Below are 22,639 nucleotides of genomic sequence, written 5' to 3' on the forward strand. Positions count from 1 at the left end.
ACTCCTGTGAATTACTGGCAAACCGCAGAGACCAGTCTGACCGGATTCGTGCCGCTGGCGTCAGACAGGCGGAACGGCGCGCGACAGCTTTTCTGTTTCCCCTCCTCCTGCCACTTCACTTCAACCGTCCCCTGAGCGGGCACACCGCTCAGATAGAGTTCGCCCTTTTCTGCGACAATGCCGCTTGTGCTGCTCTGATTCCCCCCGGCATGGATTGCAATCTGCCCTGTGGCACCAAAAGGCGGGAAGGTATGCTGCCAGGTAAGCGTGAACAGCACCCGGTTCCCCACATGGGTCGCGTAGTCAGCCAGCACAATCGCCCCGCGGGTCGGGATAGCCGTTTGCCCATCCAGTTCCACGTCTACATTGTCGGGCAGCGTTTCAGTTTCCAGCTCGATGGCATTTTCATGATACGGCGAGAGTGAAGGCACAATTGCATAGCCGCGGCCGTCCGTGAACACATTGCTGCCGCTCTGGATGCCCACATTGGCGGTATCCGGAACCCGGACAATCGCGAAGGTATCCCCCAGCGGCTGGCTTAGCGTCACGCCGTGCGCATGGGCCACGATCCCGCCCGAGAGGCCATAGCTGTACTGCGTACTGTGACGATCGTGACCAACTCCGACACTGACGCTGCCCTGACTGCCGCGATAGTCCAGCGAGCCGCTACTGTTCACATTCTGCCCCTGACTGTCGTGGCCCTGCTGCAGGGTGTAGTGCAGGTTATTGTTCTGCAATGCACTGCCTGACAGGCCGACCTGCTGCGAGACATCCCCGCGATTGCTGGCATTCATGCTGTAACTGACCGAACTGTCCGGCAGTAAGGCACTCAGTGGAACCGAAATATTGAAGGAGATAGCGCGGTCAGCTTTCCGGGCCTGGGTCGAGTCGGTGTAAAACCAGGCCACGCCCCAGGAGATGGCTTTATAATTGCTGTAGAAACCCAGATGCAGGGTGCGATCGTTTCTGTTTGATCGCCAGTAGCGCTGCATATAGGCAGACGCACTGAGACTGCCAGCGTCACCGATACCCTGGGAGACGGCAATTTCTGAACGACTGCGCTTGTTATCGACATAGCTCGCCGGGCTGGTGAGCGCATTGGCTTCGCTAAAGGCATAAAATCCGCTGGAGGAGTAGCGATAGCTGGCCATGCTGAAAGTGGTATTCGTGGAGGCAAAATTTTTCTGATACTGCGCGCGCACTGACTGGCCACTTCGGCTCAGCCCCTGCGGTAACCGGGTGCTGGCGAAGGTCACATCCATTCCCAGCGAGCCGAAATCACCCAGACTCTTGCCCAGCCCCGCCGCCACAGCATGATAGTTTTGCGCGAGCTGTACGCCACCAAAGGCGGTAAAGTCATGCGGCAGTCCGTAAAACAGCGTGGACTGGACAAATTCAGGTGAGCGCAGATTGTGACTGCCTGAATAGTGATAACGACCGCCGCTGACGCTATATTTCAGATGTCCCTGACGCAGCATATAAGGCACCGCAGAGTAAGGCTGGGTGAAGGTGCGCACCGAACCATCGCTTTCATGGATAGTGATATCAAGATCGCCGCTCTGAGCGGTGGGATAGAGATCTTTAATCTCGAAAGCACCCGGTGCGACCACGGTTTCATAAATCACATAACCCTGCTGACTCACCGTCACCCGCGCATTACTGTGGGCGATGCCATGGATCACCGGGGCAAAGCCGCGCTGACTTTCGGGAAGCATGGTGTCATCTGACATCATCTGCACCCCCCGGAACTGCACGCTGTCAAACACGTCACCCGAGGTGTAGGTATCACCGACCCGGAACTGGCTTTTCAGCGTCTTAAGATCCCGCTCCAGCCAGGTCGTCTGAGACTGCCAGTGACTGACCAGATCGTAACGCCAGCTGGACGTGTTACGCAAACGCCATGCGCCAAGATTAGCCCCGCTGCGCAGGCTCAGCAGCGTCGAGTTCCAGCGGTCATTCTGATTGCGGCCGCTGCTGCCAGAGAGGTTATAGTCCACGAAAGCCGCTGATACGCCCTCATCCCAGCTGGCGGGATCGACATAGTCACGATCTTTCATCTTCAGGGCAATCTGGGGAATGGAAAGGTTTAACTGCTGGTGCGCAAAATCAAAGTCACTTGAGGCATCGGGAATGTAATCGCCCAGCTCAGCAATCGCCTCATCTTTCTTCAGGTGGCTGAATGCAGAGAAACCCTCAACGTTTACCCCCATCGCGGAGAGATCGGCTACCGTCAGCTGTGGAATCAGCCCGTTTTTGCCCTCAACAAAAGAGACATCACGGCTATCGATCACTTTGTTGTTGAGCAACAGCGAGACATGATAGGTGCCGGGCTGCTGGCCGCCCTCACGGGCGAAATAGTGCAGATCGGCGGCCGTGTGTTGATCGGATGAAAACTCCAGCGCCGCCGGATTAAAGTAGTCGTCGGCGCGGGCAGCCCGCAACGGGCAGAACACCATCAGTATCACTCCCGGTACACCCGCCAGCCATGAAGAGGCATGCTTCGTCTTTGCATATTTTCTCTTCTTAAACTGCGCGTGCTGCGTCACTTTCACGGTTAAGGCCCCGGCATCAGATCAGTAAAACCACAACAAAATCCATCAGCGTGTACGTTCTTCAGTAACGCCGCCATAGTCATTGATGGCAGACCAGCTCACCGGGCCGGCATGGCTGACCGTCCAGTGACGATCTTCACCCGGACCAATCATACCGGGATCGTTGATCGCCTGATGATTCACGCTCAGCGTATAAAAGGAGACGAAATAGGGCGTCGGGTTATGCGCAATCAGCTGGTTGCCCTGCTGGCGAAACGCGATGTCCTGCCAGGCGTCAGCCGGATTTCCCGCCAGCCCTTTTGGCCGGAAAAAGAGTTTAAATTTCGATTTAATATTGACCTGCAGCTGATTGCTTTTATCGCGCGGTGTGGGTGAGATCGATTTGACATTCAGCCAGAAAACAGACTCCCGATCTTTCGGCAGTGGCATGCCCAGATAATTAATCCTGAGCAGGTTCTCTTTATTGGCATCCAGCCGAAACAGCGGGGGCGTCACAATAAAAGGAACGCGGGTGTGATTATTTTTATCGGCATTCTCGATCCAGGATTCGATCAGATAGGGTGTCGTCTTATCCTGATTTGTTACCGACAGCGTGGCTTCCTTTTTTCCTTCAGCAAAAATAACCCGGGTCCCTCCCATCACCACACCTGCATGCGCCGCGAGATGAAGCAGACACGCCGAAATGAGCGAAATAATTCTTATTACCTTAATCATAGAGCGTTACGCCATTGAATTACGGAGGGAAAGCAGGGTTGCCCCTGCTATGAATCAGTTATAAACCATCACAAAATTTGATACGGCATTGGCCGCGCCCACATTAATAGCGGCACCGTCACTTTTGTAATCAGCATAGAATTTTAAATCGGCGTGCCCCCCCGTGCTGGCTGCCACTACATCAACGTTTTTGGAGACGGCGCCGATAGCCACCTGAGTCTGACGGTCAGCTTCATAAAGTTTCACGCCGACACCGGACGCCCCGCCGCTGGCAACTTTAAGCAGGGTACTGTCGCCACTGTCTTTATCGCCATCGAACAACACCGCCACTTTTTTGACGGATGTCGGGCAGTCTGTGACTGAAATAGTGAACGGCGTTTCAGTGGTTTCCGTACGGCTTTCGAAATAGGATTTGGCCCATTTACCTAAATCAATACTCTGCTTACTACTGGCGGTTGTCACGTTGCAGGATACATCGGTAATTTCACCGGTAAATTTAACTTCACCACCGGCTCCCTGCGTTCCCGCTGCCGTTCCCGGATTCGTATTAATAGGGGATGGGCCGTCAGTCGGGGTGGCGAATGCTGATCCGGAAATCATAAGGCCCGCCAGCGCCACTGGCAGAATACGTTTTCTGATATTCATCAACTGTTTCTCTTTTCAGAACATGCAAAGTGGCCGCAACCAACCACCAGATGGATAAATATGCATCGATAATAATGCGCCAACATAATAACGCGCTGTTTATTATGTTGCGGGTATATTAATTAAACAAAGGTAGACGAAACTTAAACGAGCAGATTTATCCGGGGCTGAGATTTAATATTGAGGAGGTTAATTGAGCAGGATCAATTCCAGCAATCCCGACTTAAATAGTCGGAAAATAAACGACAGGATGTGATGAATAATATGATCACTTTAATTACCCATTATATTTTCAAAAAATATTTATGAATTCCAGAATGGGAATCTTTAAGCAGTCCATCGTTAAATCAGGTATGCGGTATGACCCGCAGGGATCTCTCTCCGGTTCAGGCGTCGCCCTTTCTGTTATGTTCACGGCTGACGCGCACCTGTCCGCTTCACTCAGGGCAGATCGTTATCCAGCGGCGCACGAAAAGCATGGCGGGCAGCCAGCATTAACTGGCTGGCAGTCACGGTGGCAGGTAAACGCCTCAGTATTTTGCAGGCCTGCCAGTAGCAGAGCACCATCACCTCATCCTCCTCTTTTTCCGCCCGTTCAAGCAGACGGGCGCGCAGTGACAGGACATCCAGGGTCTGCTGTTCATCCAGCATGTCCGCGATCGTCTGGTTAATAATGCGATAGAGTGTTTTCCAGGTGAGATCGGTATACAAATTTAGCCTCTTCTAACACGTATCCGCTTCCCGTGTATCCCCGACAGGAAGTCACAGAAAGGATCTTCTCATTCAGGCGAATGAACGCTGCTGATTAACTATAGCGACTCGCCAGCGGCCGTCCAGAACCCGCGGCGAAGATTGCCAGAACGGATAATTCTAACGATTCAGAGGCCTGCCTGTCGCCTGTTACCTGCGGCTCCGCTTCTGATTGCCGATTTTTGTAACAATTGAGCCCCATTCTTAACTGGCTGCTGTGCCGCGGATTTGCCAGAGTAAAACGACTTCCCGTTACGTTTAAACTTAAGGAGTGGTTAATGAATCAGCACGCTGATGTTCTGGTCTGGGGTCAGGGTCCTGCGGTCTTCGAAGTCTTTCTGGAACCTACCTGTCCGTTTTCCGTTCGCGCTTTCAATAAATTCGACGCCTTACTGGCGCACGCAGGCGAAGAGAACATCACTCTGAAGATCCGTCTGCAATCCCAGCCGTGGCACCTCTATTCGGGTCTCATTGTGCGCTATATCCTCGCCGCGGCCTGTGAAAGTAAAACGGCCGCCAGACAGGTGATGCAGGCCGTTGCCGATCACCGCGAAGAGTTTGAATTTACCGATCACTGCACCGGTCCGAACCGTGATGCCACCCCGAATCAGATTCTGGAACGCCTGAAAACCTACAGTGGCGTCGACGCCATGGCGGCATTTGATCGGCCCGATTTGCAGAATGCCATCAAGTGGCACTGCAAATACGCCCGCCAGAATGGCATTCACGTCTCTCCTACCTTTATGGTTAACGGCCTGGTGCAGCCTGAGATTAGCAGCGGTGATGACATTGAGCAGTGGGCGAGCTTCCTGAAACGCTAGTTCGTCTCTCCTGAGTCACAGCGTGGCCTGACAGCGGCGCTTGTGCACGACATCGGCGGGCGAAACGGCTTATCCCGGAGATTCGCCTGTTTTCCTGCCGGAATGCCGGGTAAGCTGTTCGGCGACAAGCAGCCTGCTCCTCAGATAGCGCTGTTGCAGAGAGAACGGCTGCACACCTTTTCGGTGCCTCTGCAATGATGCAGGAAGGCACCCTTTTTCATAAGGATTTGCTGATGGCGATGACGCTGGAACAACTGCAGGAAAAATATCCGGATGCAATTATCGATGCATTTGGTGATTCACCCGAGCTGGCGAACGCGTTAAGTACGCTGATTATTGCGGGAAAAAAAGTGGCCACCTGTGGGTCGGCAGCCAGCTGGCAGGATCAGGAAAAACTGCCCCAGCCGGGCGGTTACAGCATTGTTCTCAACGGTGAACAGCAGCCCGTCTGCGTGATCCGCACCACCGGGCTGTTCCTGACGCGCTTTGACCGGGTGACGCCGGAGATGGCGATGCTTGAAGGTGAAGGCGATCTCAGCCTCGACTACTGGCGTCAGGAACATCAGCGATACTTTCAGCGTGAAGGCTCTTTTCACCCTGAGATGGAGCTGATTTTCGAAACGTTCCAGCTGGTCGAGGTGATCTGAACCGGGAGTTACAGCACCTTTGCCGCCATCAGCGCCAGACGCGTGACCCCGCGTGCGGCAAGATTTTCAGCCGCACGCGCGGCCCGCATTCCGCTGGCGCACACCAGGACCACGCGTCGATCGGCAGGCGGCTGCCAGCCGGCGATCTGCTCTGGCAGAATGCGCAACGCCCCTTCCGCCACGCTGACCGGGGCCTCTTCGGCGCTGCGCAACTCCACAATGCAGTCCTCACCAGTGAGCATGGCCAGGTCGATGAACGGCGTGCCCGGCGCCTCCGGTTTCGGGGCATCGTCAAAGCGGAACTGTCGCATATGCCACGAGGCCAGGTCGCAGTGGATCATACAACCCAGCGGTGAAGGCGTCAGTTTCAGTAATACCGTGAGCACCATCTGTGCCTGCATGGCCCCCAGCGTGGCCACCGCAGGCCCCATAACGCCCGCGGTGTTACAGTCAGCCGATGCAGTGGGCAAGTGCGGAAACAGCGCGCGATAGCCGGGCGCACCGCCGCAGAATCCGCCGACATAACCTTTACGCCCCAGCACTGAGGCGCAGATCAGCGGCAGGCCGCGCGCATAACAGGCGTCCGAAAGCTGATAGGTAATGGCAAAATTATCCGCCGCATCCACCACCACATCAATCTCCGCCAGCGCCTGCGGCAGCAGACTGGCGCTCAGTGACTGCGGATGCGCGTCGACTTCACACTCAGGGTTTCGCTGCGCCAGTGCCCGCTGTGCGCAGAGGGCTTTTGGCTGCCCGACATCGTCCACGCCAAACAGCGTCTGCCGGTGAAGATTGTGCAGTTCAACCCGATCGCCGTCGTAAAGACGAATGAACCCTACCCCGGCACCTGCCAGCAGGGGCAGCAGCGTGGCGCTGAGCCCGCCCGCGCCCACAACCAGCACCCGCGCCCTGCTCAGTCGCTGCTGCCCCGCCTCACCAATTTCCGGCAACATCGTCTGTCGCTGATAACGATCCATTGTCGCTCCTTAACTGAACTGTGCCAGACCAAACAGGGGCGTGGAGGCCGACGCCATATCGCGCTGCTCCATCAGCCCGGCCTGAAACGCCTCATGTCCCCCATGGATCGCGGCGGCAAAGGCACCGGCCATCCGGACCGGATCGCGAGCTTTTGCTACGGCCGTGTTGAGCAACACGCCATCAAAGCCCATCTCCATCGCCTGAGCCGCCTGGCCCGGCGCGCCGATCCCCGCATCAATAATCAGCGGAATATCCTTAAACCAGGCACGCATGGCGCGCAGCCCCTCGATATTGCGCAGTCCCTGGCCGGAGCCAATCGGCGCCCCCCAGGGCATCAGCACTTCACAGCCGGCTTCCAGCAGTTTTTCACCGACAATCAGATCTTCCGTGGTGTAGGGAAACACCTGAAATCCGTCAGCGCAGAGAATGCGGGCGGCTTCCACCAGGGCAAAGGGGTCGGGTTGCAGCGTGTCGGCATGACCTATCACCTCCAGCTTGATCCAGGGGGTATCAAACAGTTCACGCGCCATCTGCGCCGTGGTCACCGCCTCCTTTACCGAATGGCAGCCGGCCGTATTCGGCAGAATGCGTTTGTTGAGCTGTTGCAGCAGCGTGCGAAAGGCCGCGCCTTCCCGCCCCTCCCGTCGCAGGCTGACGGTAATGATCTCCGCGCCTGACGCGTCGATCGCCTGATGCAGAATCTCCGGCGAGGGGTAACCGGCGGTGCCGAGCAGAAAACGGGATGTTGGTGCAAACTGATAAAACATGATTAACCTCCCTGCATCGGGGACAGAATTTCCAGCTGATTCCCGGCCTCAAGTCGCTGGCTGGCGTAACGGGTGCGCGGCACAAACTCACCGTTCAGGGCGGTGGCGACGGTGCGCGGATCGATCTGCTGCTCCTGCATCAGCTCCGCCAGGGTCGTTGCGCCGGTTTCAATCGCGCGTCCGTTGAGTTCAATTCGCATGGGGTGTCTCCTGAGTCAGTCGCCGCATAAGGTTTTCAGCCATTATCGGGGCCAGTAAAAAGCCGTGTCGGTAGAGGCCGTTGAGCGAGAAGCGGCCATTTTCGTAGCGCACCTCCGGCAGATTCTGCCGGTAAGCAGGACGCAACCCGGTACCGCTCTCGACGATCCGCGCTTCAGCCAGCGCCGGATGCAGGCTGTAAGCGGCGCTCAGCAGCTCCATCATCGCTTTCGCGCTAATCGGGCTGCTGTCATGGCTTTCGACCATGGTGGCACCCAGCATGAAGTGCCCATTGGCACGAGGCACCAGATAGCAGGGAAAGCGCGGATGGAGCAGCCGGACGGGACGGGAGAGGCAAATGTCGGGGGTATGGAGGATCACCATTTCGCCGCGCACGGCACGCAACGCGGGCTGCTGATCGGCGGCGTGGATGCCGCGACAGTCGATAATCTTTCCGCCGGGCTGACCGCTGTGAAACGGCACGCCCGCTTCTTTGAGCCTATCCTGCAGCTGCTGCAGCGCCCGACGCGGGTCGAGATGCGCTTCCCGGGCGAAGAAAAGGCCGCGTGCGAAGCGGTTTTCCAGCGCCGGTTCAACGTCGCCGGGGGCCACCCACTGATGCTGCTGCGTCATGCTGGCAAAGCGCGTCAGCTCACGGCTGTCACGCGGCGGTGCAACCACCAGCGTGCCCTGCTGCACCACGCCATCCACACGCTTTGCCCACCAGCCCGCGGCATGCTGGCCCCATTCGATCACCTCTGGCGGTGCACTTTCTGCCTCACACCAGGGCGCGAGCATGCCGCCCGCCCAGTGCGAGGCTGCCCGGCAGTCAGGCTGAGTAATAATTTCGACAGCTTCTCCCCGTTCCGCCAGCAGGGTGGCGACACAGAGTCCGGCGACGCCGCTGCCCAGCACCGACCAGCGGCCCTGGCTGCCCGCCACAGAAGAAGAGAGATTCAGGATTGAGTGGGTCACATTCGCCTCGTTATCCGTTAACGAAGACCCGTGATACAGAGGGAATAGGCAGAAGCGACGCGAATGCGCTCCTGCGGCAAGTATCTGATGCGATACCCGTCTTCCTACGCCAGTATCAACTGGGTCAGGTTCTAAGGGTCGCTGAGCCGCGCGGGTGCGCTATCAGCCTCTCAGTCTCTCCGGCGAGACTCCCCTGACGGGTTTAGTTGTAAGTGAAGCGAACAGCTTCGTCAAGCAGTGTGCAGGGGCGCGACGCAGAAAGAGCGAGATAAGGAAAGATGTCGCTACCGGTTCAGAGGCGCGCGGCGACGTCTATAGCAGCGCCTGCAGGGAGTGCGTCACCGCGTCGGTGACTTCCCGAATACGCGGTTCGGCGCGGCGATAGTAGGTCCATTTACCCACTTTGCTGGTTTCCACCAGTCCGGCACTCTGCAGGGCTTTCAGGCATAACGAGGTGGCGGGCTGTGATAAGCCCGCCTTGTCCTGGATGAGACTGGCACAGACGCCATACTGGTCGAAGGGATAGAGCTGGGCATAGCCCGCAAACGCTTCGTCAGGGTTTTTGAGCCACATCAGCACGGCCATTCTGGTGGGATTGGCCAGTAACTTCAGGGCCTCTTCGGGTGACATGCCGCCTCACAAAACATCAGGATGGATAAACAGGGTAGTCAGTATACCCTTTCTCCGTTCCGCCATACAGGGAGGTGTGATCCACAGGATTCAGCGGATTGCCTGCTTTAATCCGCGCGGGCAGATCGGGGTTGGCGATAAAGGTGCGGCCAAAACCAAACAGGTCGCCCCAGCCTTTATCCAGCATCCGCTGGGCTTTTTCGGCGGTGTAACGGCCTGAGTAGATAATGGGCGAGCGGAAGGTTTCCCGCAGCGCAATCCGGAAGCTCTCCGGCAGGTCAGGACTGTTATCCCAGTCCGCCTCGGCGATAGAGAGATAACCGATTTCCAGCTCATTGAGCAGCTGCGCGGCGCGGATATAAGTCGCATGCGGATCACTTTCGACCAGGCCCAGATAGACACGATCTTCGTCCGTGCTGCTGAAAAGCGGGGCAAACCGGACACCGACACGATGACTGCCAAAGACTGAACTTACCGCTTCAACCACTTCACGCAGAAAACGCAGACGATTCTCAGGCGAGCCACCATATTCATCCGTACGGAAGTTGGTGTGCTCAGAAATAAACTGATTAATCAGATAGCCGTTGGCGGAGTGAAGCTCAACGCCATCGAACCCGGCCGCTTTGGCATTTTCCGCCGCCCGCCGGTAAAGCGCCACAATCTCTTTCACTTCCGCGTTCGTCAGCGCCCGCGGCTCGCTGGGCGCGGTTAACATTCCGGCACCCGGTCCGGTTTCAATAAAGACCCGGACGTTATCGGCGGCTATAGCTGACGGCGCAACCGGGGCCTCTTTTCCTGGCTGAAGTTCATTATGGGACACCCGCCCCACGTGCCAGAGCTGGCAGAAAAGAGTGGCACCTTCCTGATGCACTGCTTCGGTGACTTTTTTCCACCCCGCAATCTGCGCTTCACTGTGTATCCCCGGCGTCCATGCATAGCCCTGCCCGCGAGGCTCAATCTGGGTGCCTTCAGTGATCATCAGTCCGGCACCGGCGCGCTGGCGATAATATTCCACCATCATCGGACCGGGAACATTACTTGGCTGCTCACTGCGGCAGCGGGTCAGCGGCGGCAGAACGATGCGGTTACGGAGCTGAAGGTCGCCCAGGCTCAGGGGGGTAAAAAGTGATGGCATGACAAAAAAATCCTCTGGTGTTTGAAGAGGCGACATTATATTTACACATTTAAATTTGTAAATGTGTTTGTGGGCTTTTTATTTGTCCTGTGCCTGATTTCATCAGGTTATGAGAGACTTATCGCCAGGCGATGAACCTGTGGGGTAGGATTGCTGTTCCGGATGCAGACGCAATTACCCTCATAGCGCATCTATCGGAATTAACAGGGAGCTATCTGTGAACAGGCTAATCTCGTCAGACGCGCTGGGACCACGCATCTGTATTCTCGGGCCTTCTAACAGCGGAAAATCTACGCTGGCTGAGGCCCTGTCACGCAAAACAGGTCTGCCTGTGGTGCACCTGGATCAGTTGCATCATATTCCAGGCAGTCAGTGGGTGCCCAGGGAGCCGGACGTGTTCCTTCGTTTACACGCCGAAGCAGTCAGTCAGGAGAGATGGATCATGGAAGGCAACTACACCAAGTGTATTGAAGCACGGCTCGCCCGGGCCACCGGACTGATTCTTCTGGATGTCAGCGTGCCCTTAGCGCTGCTGCGCTATGTCCGGCGATGCTACTCCTCCACGCCGCGGATCGGGGGACTCAGGACTCACAGAGAGCCGGTAAGCCTGGCGATGTTAAACTACATCATCCGCATCGCCCCTCAGAACCGGAAGCGGCACAGGCAGCTCTATGACTCGCTCACGCTGCCAAAACTGCTGCTCAGTTCTCCTCGCGCCATGAATATCTGCGCGGAAGAGTGGGGACTTCAGCTAAAATACCCTGGGGCATAATCAGCCGACGGCCAGGAATGCAGACAGAAATCGTCAGAGAAACTATGGCGATTCATCAGCAAGTTTCAGATGGGTCAGCAGCGCCGTCAGCGACGGCACCGGTCCGGCATGGGTGGTTGCTGAGCGGGTCGTGTCCCAGGGCATCGCATCATCGGTGCAGAAGTCGCCGACACACTGCATATCCACCACCTCATTGAGTAAACCCACCGGAATCCACACATAAGGCCTGTCCCGCAGCGGGTTGGGCACGGTGGAGCCACAGCAGGTGCAGAAATCGTTGCGATAACCGCTGGCTTTTTGCCATGACGCCAGGTGATCTTCTCCGCCCGTCCAGCGGAACTCCCCCGCTTTCACCAGCGTCGCCAGGTTATAGCCGGTTCCGCTCTGCTTTCTGCACAGCGAACAGTGACAACGGTAGTAAAGCGTGGGTGGCGCTGCCAGCTCAAAAACCACCGTTTCACACAAACACGAGCCTTTCATTTCACCGCCTTGTTGATGTAATGAGAGAGGCCACCGCTGCGGATGCCCCCCTGATCGCAGTGACACCCTGGCGAAACCGTTGTTTGCATCAGCACAGGGTGTGCCATTTTCATGCAGATGTCGCGAACGGCCATCCCCGACTTAGTGGCGACTGAACACCAGTTTCAGCCCCGCCAGCGCAAAGCAGCAGGCTAACAGCGCCTCCAGTCCGCGACGAATGCGGCGATAGAACGCGCTCATTACCGCCGTCGAGAAGAGCAGCGCATATCCGCCGAACACCAGCAGACAGATCGTTGCACAGCCAGCGATGATCAGCGGTACCGTGGAGGCAGCCATATCGGGCTTCAGGGCAAAAGACATGATCGCCACCCAGGTGAGAATCGCTTTGGGATTGCCGACATGCATGAGTATTCCCTGGCGAAACAGTCTGCCCCAGGCGACCCGCTCAGTGCTGGCATCAATGCCTGTCGCTTCCGTGCGGCGCAGGGCCGATTTACCCGCTTTAAATGCCAGCCAGAGCAGATATAACCCGCCGCCAACCTTCAATACAATCAGCAACTTTGCGAAGGTGGCCAGCACCGTCAGCACGCCACAGGCGGCCAGTAGCGCCCAGATCATGGAGCCACTCACCACACCTGCTGCCAGCGCCAGGGCGGCCCCCCTGCCCTTTTTCATCGCCGTTCCCATTATCGCCATATTGCTGGGACCCGGGCTGGCCGTGGCGACAAAGTAGGTGGTGAAAATCAGGAGTAATTCATGCGAAAGCGCCATAACTGCCTCTGAGATTGATTGTTATCAATCTGTTATATCGGTTGTGGCGAACATTTACCAGTGATGCTGTCGTCCGCCTGATGGGCGGAATCTCATTCAGCGGCGATAAAGATCAGGTCAGGATAGTCCGGATGAAATCCGGCAGGTTGAGCGGTTTATATGCGCATTTGTCATCGCACACGGGCGCAGTGCTGAAGAGGTTTAGCGGGAAATGAGACGGGCAAAAGCAGGATTAAGATTCAGTCCGGCCGATCGCATTGTGAAAATGAAATCATTCGCCGGACTGAACGGGCTCAGGAAGCGCTTATTTGCCCAGAATTTCTCTGCGGACAATCTCTGCGCCTGCGCTTAATGCGTTGAGCTTGCCATTGGCAACATGACGCGGCAGCGGGATCATGCCGCAGTTGGTCGAAGGATAGAGATTTTCGGCATCCACAAACTGCAACGCCTTGCGCAGCGTACTGGCGACCTCTTCCGGCGTCTCAATATTATGGGTTGCCACATCGATGGCGCCGACCATCACTTTTTTACCGCGAATCAGCTCGATCAAATCCATCGGCACCCGCGAGTTCTGACACTCCAGCGAGACAATATCGATCGATGAGCGCTGCAGTTTCGGGAAGACCTCTTCATACTGGCGCCACTCGGTTCCCAGCGTTTTCTTCCAGTCGGTGTTCGCTTTGATGCCATAGCCATAGCAGATATGCACGGCGGTTTCACACTTCAGCCCTTCGACAGCGCGCTCTAGTGCCGCAATGCCCCAGTCGTTGACTTCGTCGAAAAAGACGTTAAAAGCCGGCTCATCAAACTGAATAATATCCACACCTGCGGCTTCCAGCTCTTTTGCCTCCTGGTTGAGGATTTTTGCAAATTCCCACGCCAGTTTTTCGCGACTTTTGTAGTGGTTATCGTAGAGGGTATCGATCATGGTCATCGGCCCCGGCAGCGCCCATTTAATCGGACGATCGGTCAGCTTACGTAGAACCTTTGCATCTTCGACAAAGACCGGCTTCTGGCGGGAGACTTCACCCACCACGGTCGGGACGCTGGCATCATAACGATTGCGGATACGCACCACTTCGCGCTTTTCAAAATCCACGCCGCTGAGGTGTTCGATGAAGGTCGTGACGAAGTGCTGACGGGTTTGCTCACCATCACTGACGATATCGATCCCGGCCCGCACCTGATCGTCCAGGCAGAGACGCAGCGCATCTAATTTACCCGCCACTAACTCATCATCCTGCAGTTTCCAGGGTGACCAGAGCACCTCTGGCTGTGCAATCCAGGAGGGTTTTGGCAGGCTGCCAGCGGTGGATGTCGGTAATAAGGTTTTCATAGCAGGTGACCTTTTAATTTTAATTAAAGAACGGATTCAGCGGACCATTGCGCCAGCAGGGTCTGGTTAGGCTTAATGAAATGGGCCTCAGTAAATTTCCCTTGCTCAACAGCCAGCCGGCTGCGCTCTTCACGATCGTAAACAATCCGGGTTAAAGAGTAATCCTGATGCTGCAGCGTCGGCTGATAACAGTGACCGGCAGCGGAATTCGCATTATAGATTTCAGGGCGATAGATCTTCTGGAACGTTTCCATGGTGCTGATGGTGCCGATCAGCTCAAGGTCGGTGTAATCGCTGAGCAGATCCCCGTGGAAATAGAACGCCAGCGGCGCAACGCTGCCCTGCGGCATAAAGAAACGCACTTTCAGGCCCATTTTCCCGAAGTAGAAATCGGTCAGTGAAGGTGCATCCTGCTGATATTCAATGCCCAGAATGGGATGCTGATTGCCGGTGCGCACATAGGTGTTTTTGCTGGACACGCTCAGGCAGATAACCGGTGATTTGCTGAAATTCTCTTTATAGACCGGTGAGTTAACAAAGCTTTTAAAAATGTTGCCGTGCAGCTGGCCAAAATCCGCGGGCGTGCTGAATTCAGTCTGCCCTTTATTAAAATCTGCCAGCACCACGCTGAAATCATAATCGCGCACGTAGGATGAGAAATTATTTCCCACAATGCCCTCGCTGCGCTCACCGGTGTGATGATCCACGATATAGGTTTTTAAAATTTCGATAGCCGGAAACGCTTCGCCGTCAGCGCCACCCTGAAGATTCAGCTCCGCAGAAATGATCTCGAGTTCAACGGAGTAACGGTCAGCCTTTGGATTGTCCCAGTGCGCCAGCGAGTTAAAACGATTATCGATCATCACCAGGGCGTTGCGCAGATTTTCCTGACGCTTTTCGCCACGCGCTAAATTCGCAAAGTTCGTCGTCGCGCGCGTATTTTTTGAAGGGTTATAGTTTTCGTCGAAACGAATACGCTTGATGGTAAAGGCAAAATCGTTGTTCATCGCTATCGGGTATCCTGGTCGCTGATATGAATTGTTGCTGAGAGGGTTATGCAGCTTTGCTATCCCTTAACAAGCATTCATATTTCTCAAAGTTATTAACAATTCTTACTTTATGCCTCAACGGACGGGTGAAAAAAAGTGATTAAATTTCAACGAACATGAAGGAAATTCATGTTGAGACGGGAAAGCGGGGGATTTTTCACGATCGGGCGGGACATTCATTTACCCGCACCCGTGCGCGGGCCTGTCATCTTCACACAGAACCAGGCGTTGCGGCAAATCTGCACGGGTGCCGGGCTTATCTCACCAGCGGTAACGTTACCGCTGGTGCGCTGCGCTAGATCTTATAAAAATCATCGCAGAATGCTTTTCGCGCACCCGATTTCAGGGAAAGCCTGTGCGCCGCCTCTTTCATCAGTTTACCCAGACCGCCGTCGCGTTTCGCCTCTGTCAGGCGTGAAGCGGGTCCGGTCAGCGCCAGGGCCGCGAGCATATTGTCGCCCTCACCAAACACCGGAAGTGATAATGACGCGATATGCGGATCGCGGATACCGGAGGTAAACAACGGAAGTTCCGGCTGAGTCTCAAACAGCGGTTCTCTGCGTCCCCAGCAGCGGAGCACCTTTCCGATGGCTGAATTGTCCAGCGGCAGAAACGTTCCGGGCAGACGCGTTTCCCGCAAGCCTTCTGACGGTTCCGCGCGGAACAGACAGAGTCGCTGATCCTTCTCGATGACATACCAGGTGGCGCTTTCACCCGTGGCCGTCGCCAGGGCATGAAGCTCAGGCTGGACGATAGTCGCAAGATGAAAGGATTGTTCATAGAGCTTGCCCAGATAGAGCAGTCTCGGTCCAAGGGTATAAACCCCGTTGTCGCGCCGGATAACGTAATTCATGCGTTCCAGTGAGTTCATCAGGCGATAAACCGTCGTTTTGTGATACCCGGAAAGCTGGGCCAGCGCGGTCAGCGTGAGTGACTCTTCGCCAGGCCTGAAACAATCCAGTAGCGCCAGCGCTTTTTCTACGGCAATTACGCCTTCATTCCCCATTAGCAGGTTCTCCTGTTTGCGACGGCAGGCAGTTTACCCTGTAATTTGTGATTCACATCGTATTTACATCACAAATGAATGCTTAACACTGGTGTGATCCAAATTAACATAGATATAGTAGTTTTATATTGTACAACAAAGTTGTACCTGGTAAAACGAAAGAGGATGATCTATGCCACATGCAGATAATACCTTCATCAATCGCGACATTACCCGTATCGCGCCAGAGCTCGTAAAACAGGCTGCTCAGTTTCAGGCCGCGATACTGGCAGATGTTGCCGGGCGACGCGGAACGCTGCACGGACGCGTAAAACCGCTTTCCCACACCATGAAAGTTGCCGGCCCCGCTATCACCGTTGAAGTCAGACCGGGTGACAATCTCGCTATCCACGCCGCACTGGCTATTGCCCAGCCGGGCGATGTGATTGTGGTTGATGGCAAAGGCGACATCAGCTGCGCATTAATCGGCGAAATTATGTCTACTCAGGCGCAGGCCTCTGGCATTGCCGGGATTATTATCGATGGCGCGGTTCGTGATGCCGATGCACTGAGCACCAATGGCTTCCCGGTATTTGCCGCGGGCCTGAATCCCTGTGGCCCGACCAAATCGGTTGCAGGACGGGTTAACTTCCCTGTTTCAGTAGCAGGCGCAGCGATTCAGCCTGGCGATCTGGTGATTGGCGACATCGATGGCGTGGTTGTGCTGCCTCGTGAAGCCGTTCCGGCCCTGATCGAACTGGCGCAGAAAAAACTGGATTTCGAAACCAGCCGCATCGCCGCCATTCGCGACGGCGATCTCCGCGCGCCCTGGTTAGAGAAAGCGCTGCTTACGGCTGGCATGCTGGTTGACGGGGAGGTGCTGTAATGACGACCTCTTCTCCTGTCATTCTGGTCACCGCCAGCGATCTGGCGCCGCAGGCAGTCAGCCTGCTCGACGATTTCACGATTGTGTATGCAGGCAAACAGCCGGGCGAAGAGACTCTGGTTCAGCTCTGCCAGCAGCATAACCCGGTGGGGATCATCGTCCGCTACGGCAAGATTAACGCCCGCATCATGGACGCCGCGCCCGCTCTGCGCGTTATCTCCAAACACGGCAGTGGCATCGATGTCATCGATCAGAAAGCCGCCGCTGAGCGTCATATCAGTGTTCAGTCGGCCCCGGGTGCCAACGCGGCTGCCGTGTCAGAGCACGCCTGGGCGCTGATCCTGGCCTGCGCTAAATCGGTGATCCCCCTGGATCAACGCATGCGTCAGGGACACTGGGATAAATCGACCCACAAATCCGTGGAGCTGGAGGGCAGAACCCTCGGGCTGGTGGGTCTGGGGGCGATAGGGGGTCGCGTGGCCCGTATCGGCCGCGCTTTTGGCATGAACGTCCTGGCCTATGATCCCTATGCGCGCACTTTCCCGGATGAGTGTGTCTCCTCCTCGCTGGACGATCTGCTGCGTCAGTCAGATGTGATTTCATTGCACTGCCCGCTGACAGAACAGACCCAAAAGATGATCAACGCAGAGTCGCTGGCGTTGTGTAAAAAAGGCGCCATTCTGGTGAATACGGCTCGCGGGGGGCTAATCGATGATGAAGCCCTGATCGCGGCACTGAATGACGGCACGATCGCCTCGGCGGCGCTGGACAGCTTTGCCACAGAACCGCTGACCGCCCCGCATATCTGGCAGAATGTCGACAACGTGATTCTGTCGCCACACATTGGTGGCGTCAGTGATAACTCCTACGTGAAGATGGGCACCGTGGCAGCCACAAACGTGCTGAACGTGCTGGCAGAACCGGTGAAAGACGAAAGTCCGGTTTCCTGATCGGCTTTTCCTGACCGGCTAAACAGGCGCCTGGGCCGTTTAGCCGGTTTTTTTATGCGTTCTCTCTTTTGCCTGGCTTTCAGGCTATGCCCTTGCCGCTTTACCGCCCTGTCCTCTGAAACTTTCTCTCTGCCCTCCCTGTGGCCTGCCACGCCCCTGACAGACGCGCTCAGCATTCAGATGCCACATCGCGCCACTCCAGCTTTAAACACCCGCAGATAGCGTCACCTGTCCCTGCAGGGCCAGAGTCATTGTCAGCACCTCCCTTCTGGCTGAACCAGCGCTCCTTACACCACTCTTCCTCCGGCTGACGGTGAGCCCTTGCATACGGCCCGCTTTCGTCAGATGGCATTCAGAGGGGATGACAGCCCGCCACAGGCTTACAGGAGCGCCAGGCGTGGCTCAGTGAAAAGATGGGCGAGTTAACATGGCTGTTGCGTGAGCGAGGGAGGTATTGCTTATAAAGAGATCGATCAGGAAAAAGGGGCGGCAGGAGGATGAGTGAAGGGAGAAGCCCGGAGACGCGGCGAGCAGCATCTCCGGGCTGACAACGTTATTTACTGACGGGTGAAGCGGTATTCTCAACTTCAATGTTTAATTTTTTGGTGCGTCCCATAACCAGCACGGCGATGCCGCCGACACTGCACAGCACAGCCAGTGGCAGCATTGCCAGGGTGTGACTGCCGGTGGCCTGATTGATGATGCCGTAAACGTTAACCATCAATCCTCCGCCAATCAGGTTAGCCATCGCCCCGATAGCAGCCAGACCCGCCGCAGCCGTCGTGGATGACATCCAGCCCGAAGCCAGCGCCCAGAAAGGCCCTTTCATTGAATAAGCACCAATCAGCACCAGCGACAGAATCACGACGCTGCCGGTCAGCGTGTTGGTCAGGAATGCAGAGAGCAGACCACCTGCGATTAAAAACAGTGTCAGCGCGGTGTGCCAGCGACGTTCGCCGCTGCGGTCAGAGCTTCTGCCCCAGACAATCATCAGAACAGAAGCCAGACCGTAAGGGATCGCATTTACTAAACCGGTCGTGAAGTTGTCCAGACCGAAAGATTTCAGCAACTGCGGAGACCAGACGCTCAGCGTTGAACCTGCCGCCGAGGCACCTGCATAAATCAGCGCCATCACCCAGATATGTTTATGGCGCAGCAGCTTCCACAGGGAGATGTGACCAATCGCTTTTTTCTTCGCGTTTTCCGCTTCCAGCGTGGTATTCAGCCAGGCTTTCTGCTCCTGATTCAGCCAGCTGGCATCAGAGGGGCGGTTGCTCAGCATGAAGAAAGCGGCCACACCCAGCACCACGGCCGGAATGCCTTCCAGGATGAACAACCAGTGCCAACCGCGCATGCCCAGCCAGCCATCGAGTGACAGAATCAGACCTGAGATAGGTGAGCCGATAAAGTTTGCGGCCGGGATAGCCACCATGAAGGTCGCGATGACGCGTGCACGGTATTTGCCAGGGATCCAGTAGGTCAGATAAAGAATGACGCCCGGGAAAAATCCTGCCTCAGCGGCACCCAGTAAGAAGCGCAGAACATAGAGCGTATTGGCGCTTTCGACGAAGGCCGTACAGACCGAGATGATGCCCCAGGACACCATGATGCGCGAGATCCAGATCTTTGCACCAATCTTCTGCATCGCAAGGTTGCTGGGGACTTCAAACAGGAAGTAACCAACGAAAAACAGGCTGCTCGCCAGGCCAAACACCGCTTTCGACAACCCCAGATCTTCGTTCATCTGCAACGAAGCCATGCCTATGTTGCCGCGGTCAATAATGGCAATCAGATAACAGACAATCAGAAATGGCAAAATGCGCCAGACCACCTTTTTTACGGTCTGCTGCTCGATATCGGCAGAGAAAGTCGTGATGTGCTGTTTTTCAGACATGATGATCCTCACATTTTTGTCATCGTTTTGCGCGTGATACGCAAAACGCATTGTTGTACTCTGTAAAACATTAATGTACTCAGTAAAACCATTATCACGATAAAAAAGCGTCTCCGCCGGAAGATGTAATCAGGTTGTGTTATTTGTCACAAAAAAGTATTCAGCACATCTGGTTTATGTGACGGGCAAGTCGTTACCAGGATAAAGACCGGACAGATTTTTTGCGGGGTTAATGCGACGGGAGAGAGTAATGAGAACAAAGGCCGTCATCCAGGGATAATTTTTGCTTTTATACCGCTTGTTCTGGATGGATCGGCCTGGTTTCATGATCCCTCATTCAGGACGGCTCTGCTGACTGGTCTGCTAACGCTATCCGCTCCCTTTATCGTGCTTCAGCCCGCGCTGAGTTTTGGCTTCGCGGCGTCGCGAACGCCCCGTCCCTGGCGAGCCCGACTGCTTAGCCTTCTTACGCATATAGCGTATGGATGCGGACTCTCAATCACAACCTTGCTGACTTATTAGCGTCGGATGGAGGCTCTGCCTGGAACGCGCTGCATTTGATGCCACTGCATTCTCCTGACCGAAAACGGCAAGTGGCTCTTTAAGATTGCGGAAGAACAGAGCGCCCATTCATTCAACGATTCTCAGGGGAGCGGGTTGCGGATATATAGCCGGAAGTTAAAGATTCTTTATTACCATTCCAGACGCAGCCAGAATCATAATGGATGCGGCCAGTCGAAAAAGGCGTCGTTGCGCTTTTTCACTGGCGAGCAGATGGCGTATTCTGAGCGCGGCAAGAATAAAAACTGCGCCAACGCTTAAAAGGACCAATACGGTCACGGGCACCAGCATTCCTCCCCACATTTTTAATGACACATTATCCAGAGAAATGACAAGAGGCAGTATCGCCAGATAGAAAGCGATAGTTTTGGGATTCCCAAGCGTTATGGTCAGCCCTGAAAACCAGGCTGTTGCCAGTTCTTTGTTTGTCGTTTTCTGTGCAATATTTATCGCCTCCGGCTGACTGCACCAGAACTGCCATGACAGCAGACATAAATAGAGTGAAGCAGCATAGTTAATCAGGGTGAAGATAGTGTCATTAGTCTGCCCAATAACCCCCAGACCAAATATCGCCAGTGTTAAATAGATCAAATCCCCCAGAATAAGTCCTGCCAGCATAGCAAAAGCGGAAACAGCAACCCCACAGACACTACGTGCAACCAACGCCGTCATTCCGGGGCCGGGGATGGCAGCAGCCAGACCGAGAGCTGCAACATAAGAAATTACCTGAGCGATTCCAGACATCGTCATTCCTGTTTTTAATAGAAGAGAGAGGGACGGCGGATTAAAAGCGCCGCTAATTCATGTAGCAATAATCTTTAATGTTTTGGACACCACCAGAACGCTTCAGAGAAAATTAACGGAGCCAGGGAAATTAAAACTCTGACACCCGCTTTTAAATTGCATAGCGTAAAGCAGACTCTTATGCAGGTCATAATGAGAAGAGTCAGGTTTAAAACCCTCTTTTTTTGCCTTGAGCCAGAAAATAAATTCAGGTGATTGAGAAAGAGAAGAGTATGCATGACCTCTGAACAGGATCTTATCCTGCCTTATCTCTCCTGAACGGTGAATTAATTATGCCGTAAACAAAGAGGAAAGAGTCACCTATCTCATTTACCCGGCGCAGGTTTTCAGGTAGAAATAACCACTTATTGATTACATTCAGAAAGGAATTTCCCTAAATGGCACTCAGCCCGACAGATGTGAAGATTCTGGAAGTTCTGCAGAACGATGCGCGCGTCACCAATCAGGAACTGGCGGAGAAGATCAACGTTTCAGCTTCTCCGTGCTGGCGCAAAGTGCGCAGGCTTGAAGAAGATGAAGTGATCAAGGGTTACCGCGCTGTTCTGGATCGCAAAAAGATTGGTCTGGGCGTGATGGTTTTCATTCGGGTAGTCATTGACAGCCACAGTGAAGCGCAGGCCAGAAAGTTTGAAGAGGAAGTCACGGCGCTTGAGGACGTTGTGGCCTGTTATAGCATCGGTGGGGATGCCGACTTCCTTCTGCAGGTTGTCGCATCGGATCTGGATTCCTATGCCGATTTTGCCATGTCAGTGGTGCGCAGATTGCCGGGAATCAAAGAGATGCAGAGTATGTTTGTCCTTAAAGAGATCAAACCACTCGTTACTTATCCTGTAAATAAGGCGTCTGTGCAAGGATGACTACGATAGCACCTTAGCAAAGCACACCGCCTCTTCCCGGTTTATGTAGGGCCCATAATTTGCGATGCGGTTATATCCGCTGTTCTGATAAAAACGGACAGCCTTATGGTTCACAGCACGGGTTTCGAGCCAGATTTCCGTGTATCCCCTTCCCAGCGCCGACTCTTCGAGGAAAGTCAGTAATGCCCTCCCGATCCCGGCGTCACTGCGGTCTGAATACATTCTCTTCAGTTCGGCAACCGTCTCTGTAAGCGGTCGGATAGCGCCGCAGCCTACAGCCACACCCTGATGATTTCTGGCCACCACCCAGAGCGCCCTCTCCTCATCCATAGCAGCCACTGCAAAGTGACGCCTGCCATCATCGCCGGTTATCGCCGCGAGCTCGGCTGAAAGAGCATTTATCAGTCGTTGCGACTCCGGGGCGCAGGGATCGGCTTTTTCTACCCTAATCATGCCAGCCTCCGTTTTTCTTTTAACCGTCA

General features: G+C 55.1%; 25 protein-coding genes and 1 riboswitch. Of the genes, 7 read left to right on the forward strand and 18 right to left on the reverse strand.

The features are described 5' to 3' along the window. Positions 1-11: 11 nt before the first annotated feature. The 4 genes from HFD97_RS07845 to HFD97_RS07860 all read right to left on the reverse strand — a co-directional run bounded on the left by HFD97_RS07845 (position 12) and on the right by HFD97_RS07860 (position 4,622). Complete coding sequence (locus tag HFD97_RS07845; RefSeq protein ID WP_167431870.1) at positions 12-2,456, reverse strand: fimbria/pilus outer membrane usher protein; 2,445 nt, start codon at positions 2,454-2,456, stop codon at positions 12-14. Between the two features lie 141 nt (positions 2,457-2,597). Further along, positions 2,598-3,266, reverse strand: coding sequence for a molecular chaperone (locus HFD97_RS07850; RefSeq protein WP_033736783.1), 669 nt, complete (start codon positions 3,264-3,266; stop codon positions 2,598-2,600). Positions 3,267-3,320: 54 nt separating this feature from the next. Next, positions 3,321-3,911 carry a fimbrial protein gene (locus tag HFD97_RS07855; RefSeq protein WP_009093091.1) on the reverse strand — a complete coding sequence of 197 codons (591 nt, stop codon included), beginning with the start codon at positions 3,909-3,911 and terminating at the stop codon, positions 3,321-3,323. Between the two features lie 441 nt (positions 3,912-4,352). Then, a complete protein-coding gene (locus HFD97_RS07860; RefSeq protein WP_046102883.1) occupies positions 4,353-4,622 on the reverse strand; it encodes a hypothetical protein in 270 nt (89 codons plus the stop codon). Between the two features lie 317 nt (positions 4,623-4,939). On the opposite strand from HFD97_RS07860, the gene HFD97_RS07865 reads away from it, so the two are divergent. After that, positions 4,940-5,482, forward strand: coding sequence for a thioredoxin domain-containing protein (locus HFD97_RS07865; RefSeq protein WP_009093093.1), 543 nt, complete (start codon positions 4,940-4,942; stop codon positions 5,480-5,482). Positions 5,483-5,715: 233 nt separating this feature from the next. Next, positions 5,716-6,129, forward strand: coding sequence for an ASCH domain-containing protein (locus HFD97_RS07870; protein ID WP_167431718.1), 414 nt, complete (start codon positions 5,716-5,718; stop codon positions 6,127-6,129). 8 nt (positions 6,130-6,137) lie between these two features. Here HFD97_RS07870 and HFD97_RS07875 read toward each other — a convergent pair whose 3' ends face one another. The 6 genes from HFD97_RS07875 to HFD97_RS07900 all read right to left on the reverse strand — a co-directional run bounded on the left by HFD97_RS07875 (position 6,138) and on the right by HFD97_RS07900 (position 10,812). Beyond that, positions 6,138-7,106 (reverse strand): HesA/MoeB/ThiF family protein, encoded by a 969-nt coding sequence (locus HFD97_RS07875; RefSeq protein ID WP_167431719.1) that lies wholly within the window; start codon positions 7,104-7,106, stop codon positions 6,138-6,140. Between the two features lie 9 nt (positions 7,107-7,115). Continuing rightward, the gene (locus HFD97_RS07880) at positions 7,116-7,874 is read right to left on the reverse strand and encodes a thiazole synthase (protein ID WP_009093096.1); all 759 of its coding nucleotides are present in this window, start codon (positions 7,872-7,874) and stop codon (positions 7,116-7,118) included. A 2-nt stretch (positions 7,875-7,876) separates the two neighbouring features. Beyond that, the gene (gene thiS / locus HFD97_RS07885; RefSeq protein ID WP_009093097.1) at positions 7,877-8,074 is read right to left on the reverse strand and encodes a sulfur carrier protein ThiS; all 198 of its coding nucleotides are present in this window, start codon (positions 8,072-8,074) and stop codon (positions 7,877-7,879) included. Beyond that, positions 8,064-9,047 carry an FAD-dependent oxidoreductase gene (locus HFD97_RS07890; protein ID WP_009093098.1) on the reverse strand — a complete coding sequence of 328 codons (984 nt, stop codon included), beginning with the start codon at positions 9,045-9,047 and terminating at the stop codon, positions 8,064-8,066. Before HFD97_RS07890 ends, thiS begins: the two co-directional genes overlap by 11 nt. Before the next feature lie 84 nt (positions 9,048-9,131). Continuing rightward, a riboswitch (TPP riboswitch) is annotated at positions 9,132-9,252 on the reverse strand. Positions 9,253-9,359: 107 nt separating this feature from the next. Then, positions 9,360-9,677, reverse strand: coding sequence for a helix-turn-helix transcriptional regulator (locus HFD97_RS07895; RefSeq protein ID WP_009093099.1), 318 nt, complete (start codon positions 9,675-9,677; stop codon positions 9,360-9,362). A gap of 16 nt (positions 9,678-9,693) precedes the next feature. Further along, the gene (locus HFD97_RS07900; protein ID WP_167431720.1) at positions 9,694-10,812 is read right to left on the reverse strand and encodes an alkene reductase; all 1,119 of its coding nucleotides are present in this window, start codon (positions 10,810-10,812) and stop codon (positions 9,694-9,696) included. Positions 10,813-11,029: 217 nt separating this feature from the next. On the opposite strand from HFD97_RS07900, the gene HFD97_RS07905 reads away from it, so the two are divergent. Then, positions 11,030-11,584, forward strand: coding sequence for an AAA family ATPase (locus HFD97_RS07905; protein ID WP_167431721.1), 555 nt, complete (start codon positions 11,030-11,032; stop codon positions 11,582-11,584). Positions 11,585-11,626: 42 nt separating this feature from the next. On the opposite strand, the gene HFD97_RS07910 is transcribed toward HFD97_RS07905, so the two are convergent. The 5 genes from HFD97_RS07910 to HFD97_RS07930 all read right to left on the reverse strand — a co-directional run bounded on the left by HFD97_RS07910 (position 11,627) and on the right by HFD97_RS07930 (position 16,226). Continuing rightward, positions 11,627-12,064: a GFA family protein gene (locus HFD97_RS07910; protein WP_167431722.1), complete on the reverse strand. Its 438-nt coding sequence runs from the start codon at positions 12,062-12,064 to the stop codon at positions 11,627-11,629. Between the two features lie 141 nt (positions 12,065-12,205). Next, positions 12,206-12,835: a LysE family translocator gene (locus tag HFD97_RS07915; RefSeq protein ID WP_154928949.1), complete on the reverse strand. Its 630-nt coding sequence runs from the start codon at positions 12,833-12,835 to the stop codon at positions 12,206-12,208. Positions 12,836-13,139: 304 nt separating this feature from the next. Then, entirely contained in the window at positions 13,140-14,171 is a 1,032-nt protein-coding gene (locus HFD97_RS07920; RefSeq protein WP_009093105.1) for a methionine synthase, read from the reverse strand. 23 nt (positions 14,172-14,194) lie between these two features. After that, positions 14,195-15,178 (reverse strand): DUF1852 domain-containing protein, encoded by a 984-nt coding sequence (locus HFD97_RS07925; protein ID WP_167431723.1) that lies wholly within the window; start codon positions 15,176-15,178, stop codon positions 14,195-14,197. A 337-nt stretch (positions 15,179-15,515) separates the two neighbouring features. Next, positions 15,516-16,226, reverse strand: coding sequence for an IclR family transcriptional regulator (locus HFD97_RS07930; RefSeq protein WP_009093107.1), 711 nt, complete (start codon positions 16,224-16,226; stop codon positions 15,516-15,518). A 172-nt stretch (positions 16,227-16,398) separates the two neighbouring features. Here HFD97_RS07930 and HFD97_RS07935 point away from each other — a divergent pair, with 172 nt between their 5' ends. Continuing rightward, positions 16,399-17,091 (forward strand): RraA family protein, encoded by a 693-nt coding sequence (locus tag HFD97_RS07935; protein WP_046102875.1) that lies wholly within the window; start codon positions 16,399-16,401, stop codon positions 17,089-17,091. After that, positions 17,091-18,041 (forward strand): hydroxyacid dehydrogenase, encoded by a 951-nt coding sequence (locus tag HFD97_RS07940; RefSeq protein ID WP_046102874.1) that lies wholly within the window; start codon positions 17,091-17,093, stop codon positions 18,039-18,041. The genes HFD97_RS07935 and HFD97_RS07940 overlap by 1 nt, the downstream gene beginning before the upstream one ends. A 553-nt stretch (positions 18,042-18,594) precedes the next feature. On the opposite strand, the gene HFD97_RS07945 is transcribed toward HFD97_RS07940, so the two are convergent. After that, positions 18,595-19,935 (reverse strand): MFS transporter, encoded by a 1,341-nt coding sequence (locus tag HFD97_RS07945; protein ID WP_033736842.1) that lies wholly within the window; start codon positions 19,933-19,935, stop codon positions 18,595-18,597. Between the two features lie 279 nt (positions 19,936-20,214). Here HFD97_RS07945 and HFD97_RS22340 point away from each other — a divergent pair, with 279 nt between their 5' ends. Further along, the gene (locus tag HFD97_RS22340; RefSeq protein ID WP_255461642.1) at positions 20,215-20,457 is read left to right on the forward strand and encodes a DUF2938 family protein; all 243 of its coding nucleotides are present in this window, start codon (positions 20,215-20,217) and stop codon (positions 20,455-20,457) included. A 156-nt stretch (positions 20,458-20,613) separates the two neighbouring features. On the opposite strand, the gene HFD97_RS07955 is transcribed toward HFD97_RS22340, so the two are convergent. After that, complete coding sequence (locus tag HFD97_RS07955) at positions 20,614-21,240, reverse strand: LysE family translocator (RefSeq protein ID WP_167431724.1); 627 nt, start codon at positions 21,238-21,240, stop codon at positions 20,614-20,616. A gap of 437 nt (positions 21,241-21,677) precedes the next feature. Here HFD97_RS07955 and HFD97_RS07960 point away from each other — a divergent pair, with 437 nt between their 5' ends. Further along, positions 21,678-22,157 carry an Lrp/AsnC family transcriptional regulator gene (locus HFD97_RS07960; protein WP_009092704.1) on the forward strand — a complete coding sequence of 160 codons (480 nt, stop codon included), beginning with the start codon at positions 21,678-21,680 and terminating at the stop codon, positions 22,155-22,157. Here the strand turns inward: HFD97_RS07960 and HFD97_RS07965 are convergent, their stop codons facing one another. Then, positions 22,158-22,610, reverse strand: coding sequence for a GNAT family N-acetyltransferase (locus tag HFD97_RS07965; RefSeq protein WP_167431725.1), 453 nt, complete (start codon positions 22,608-22,610; stop codon positions 22,158-22,160). Between the last annotated feature and the right edge of the window lie 29 nt (positions 22,611-22,639).

The sequence above is a fragment of the Pantoea sp. EKM103V genome (assembly GCF_011800365.1).
Taxonomy (GTDB): domain Bacteria; phylum Pseudomonadota; class Gammaproteobacteria; order Enterobacterales; family Enterobacteriaceae; genus Pantoea; species Pantoea anthophila.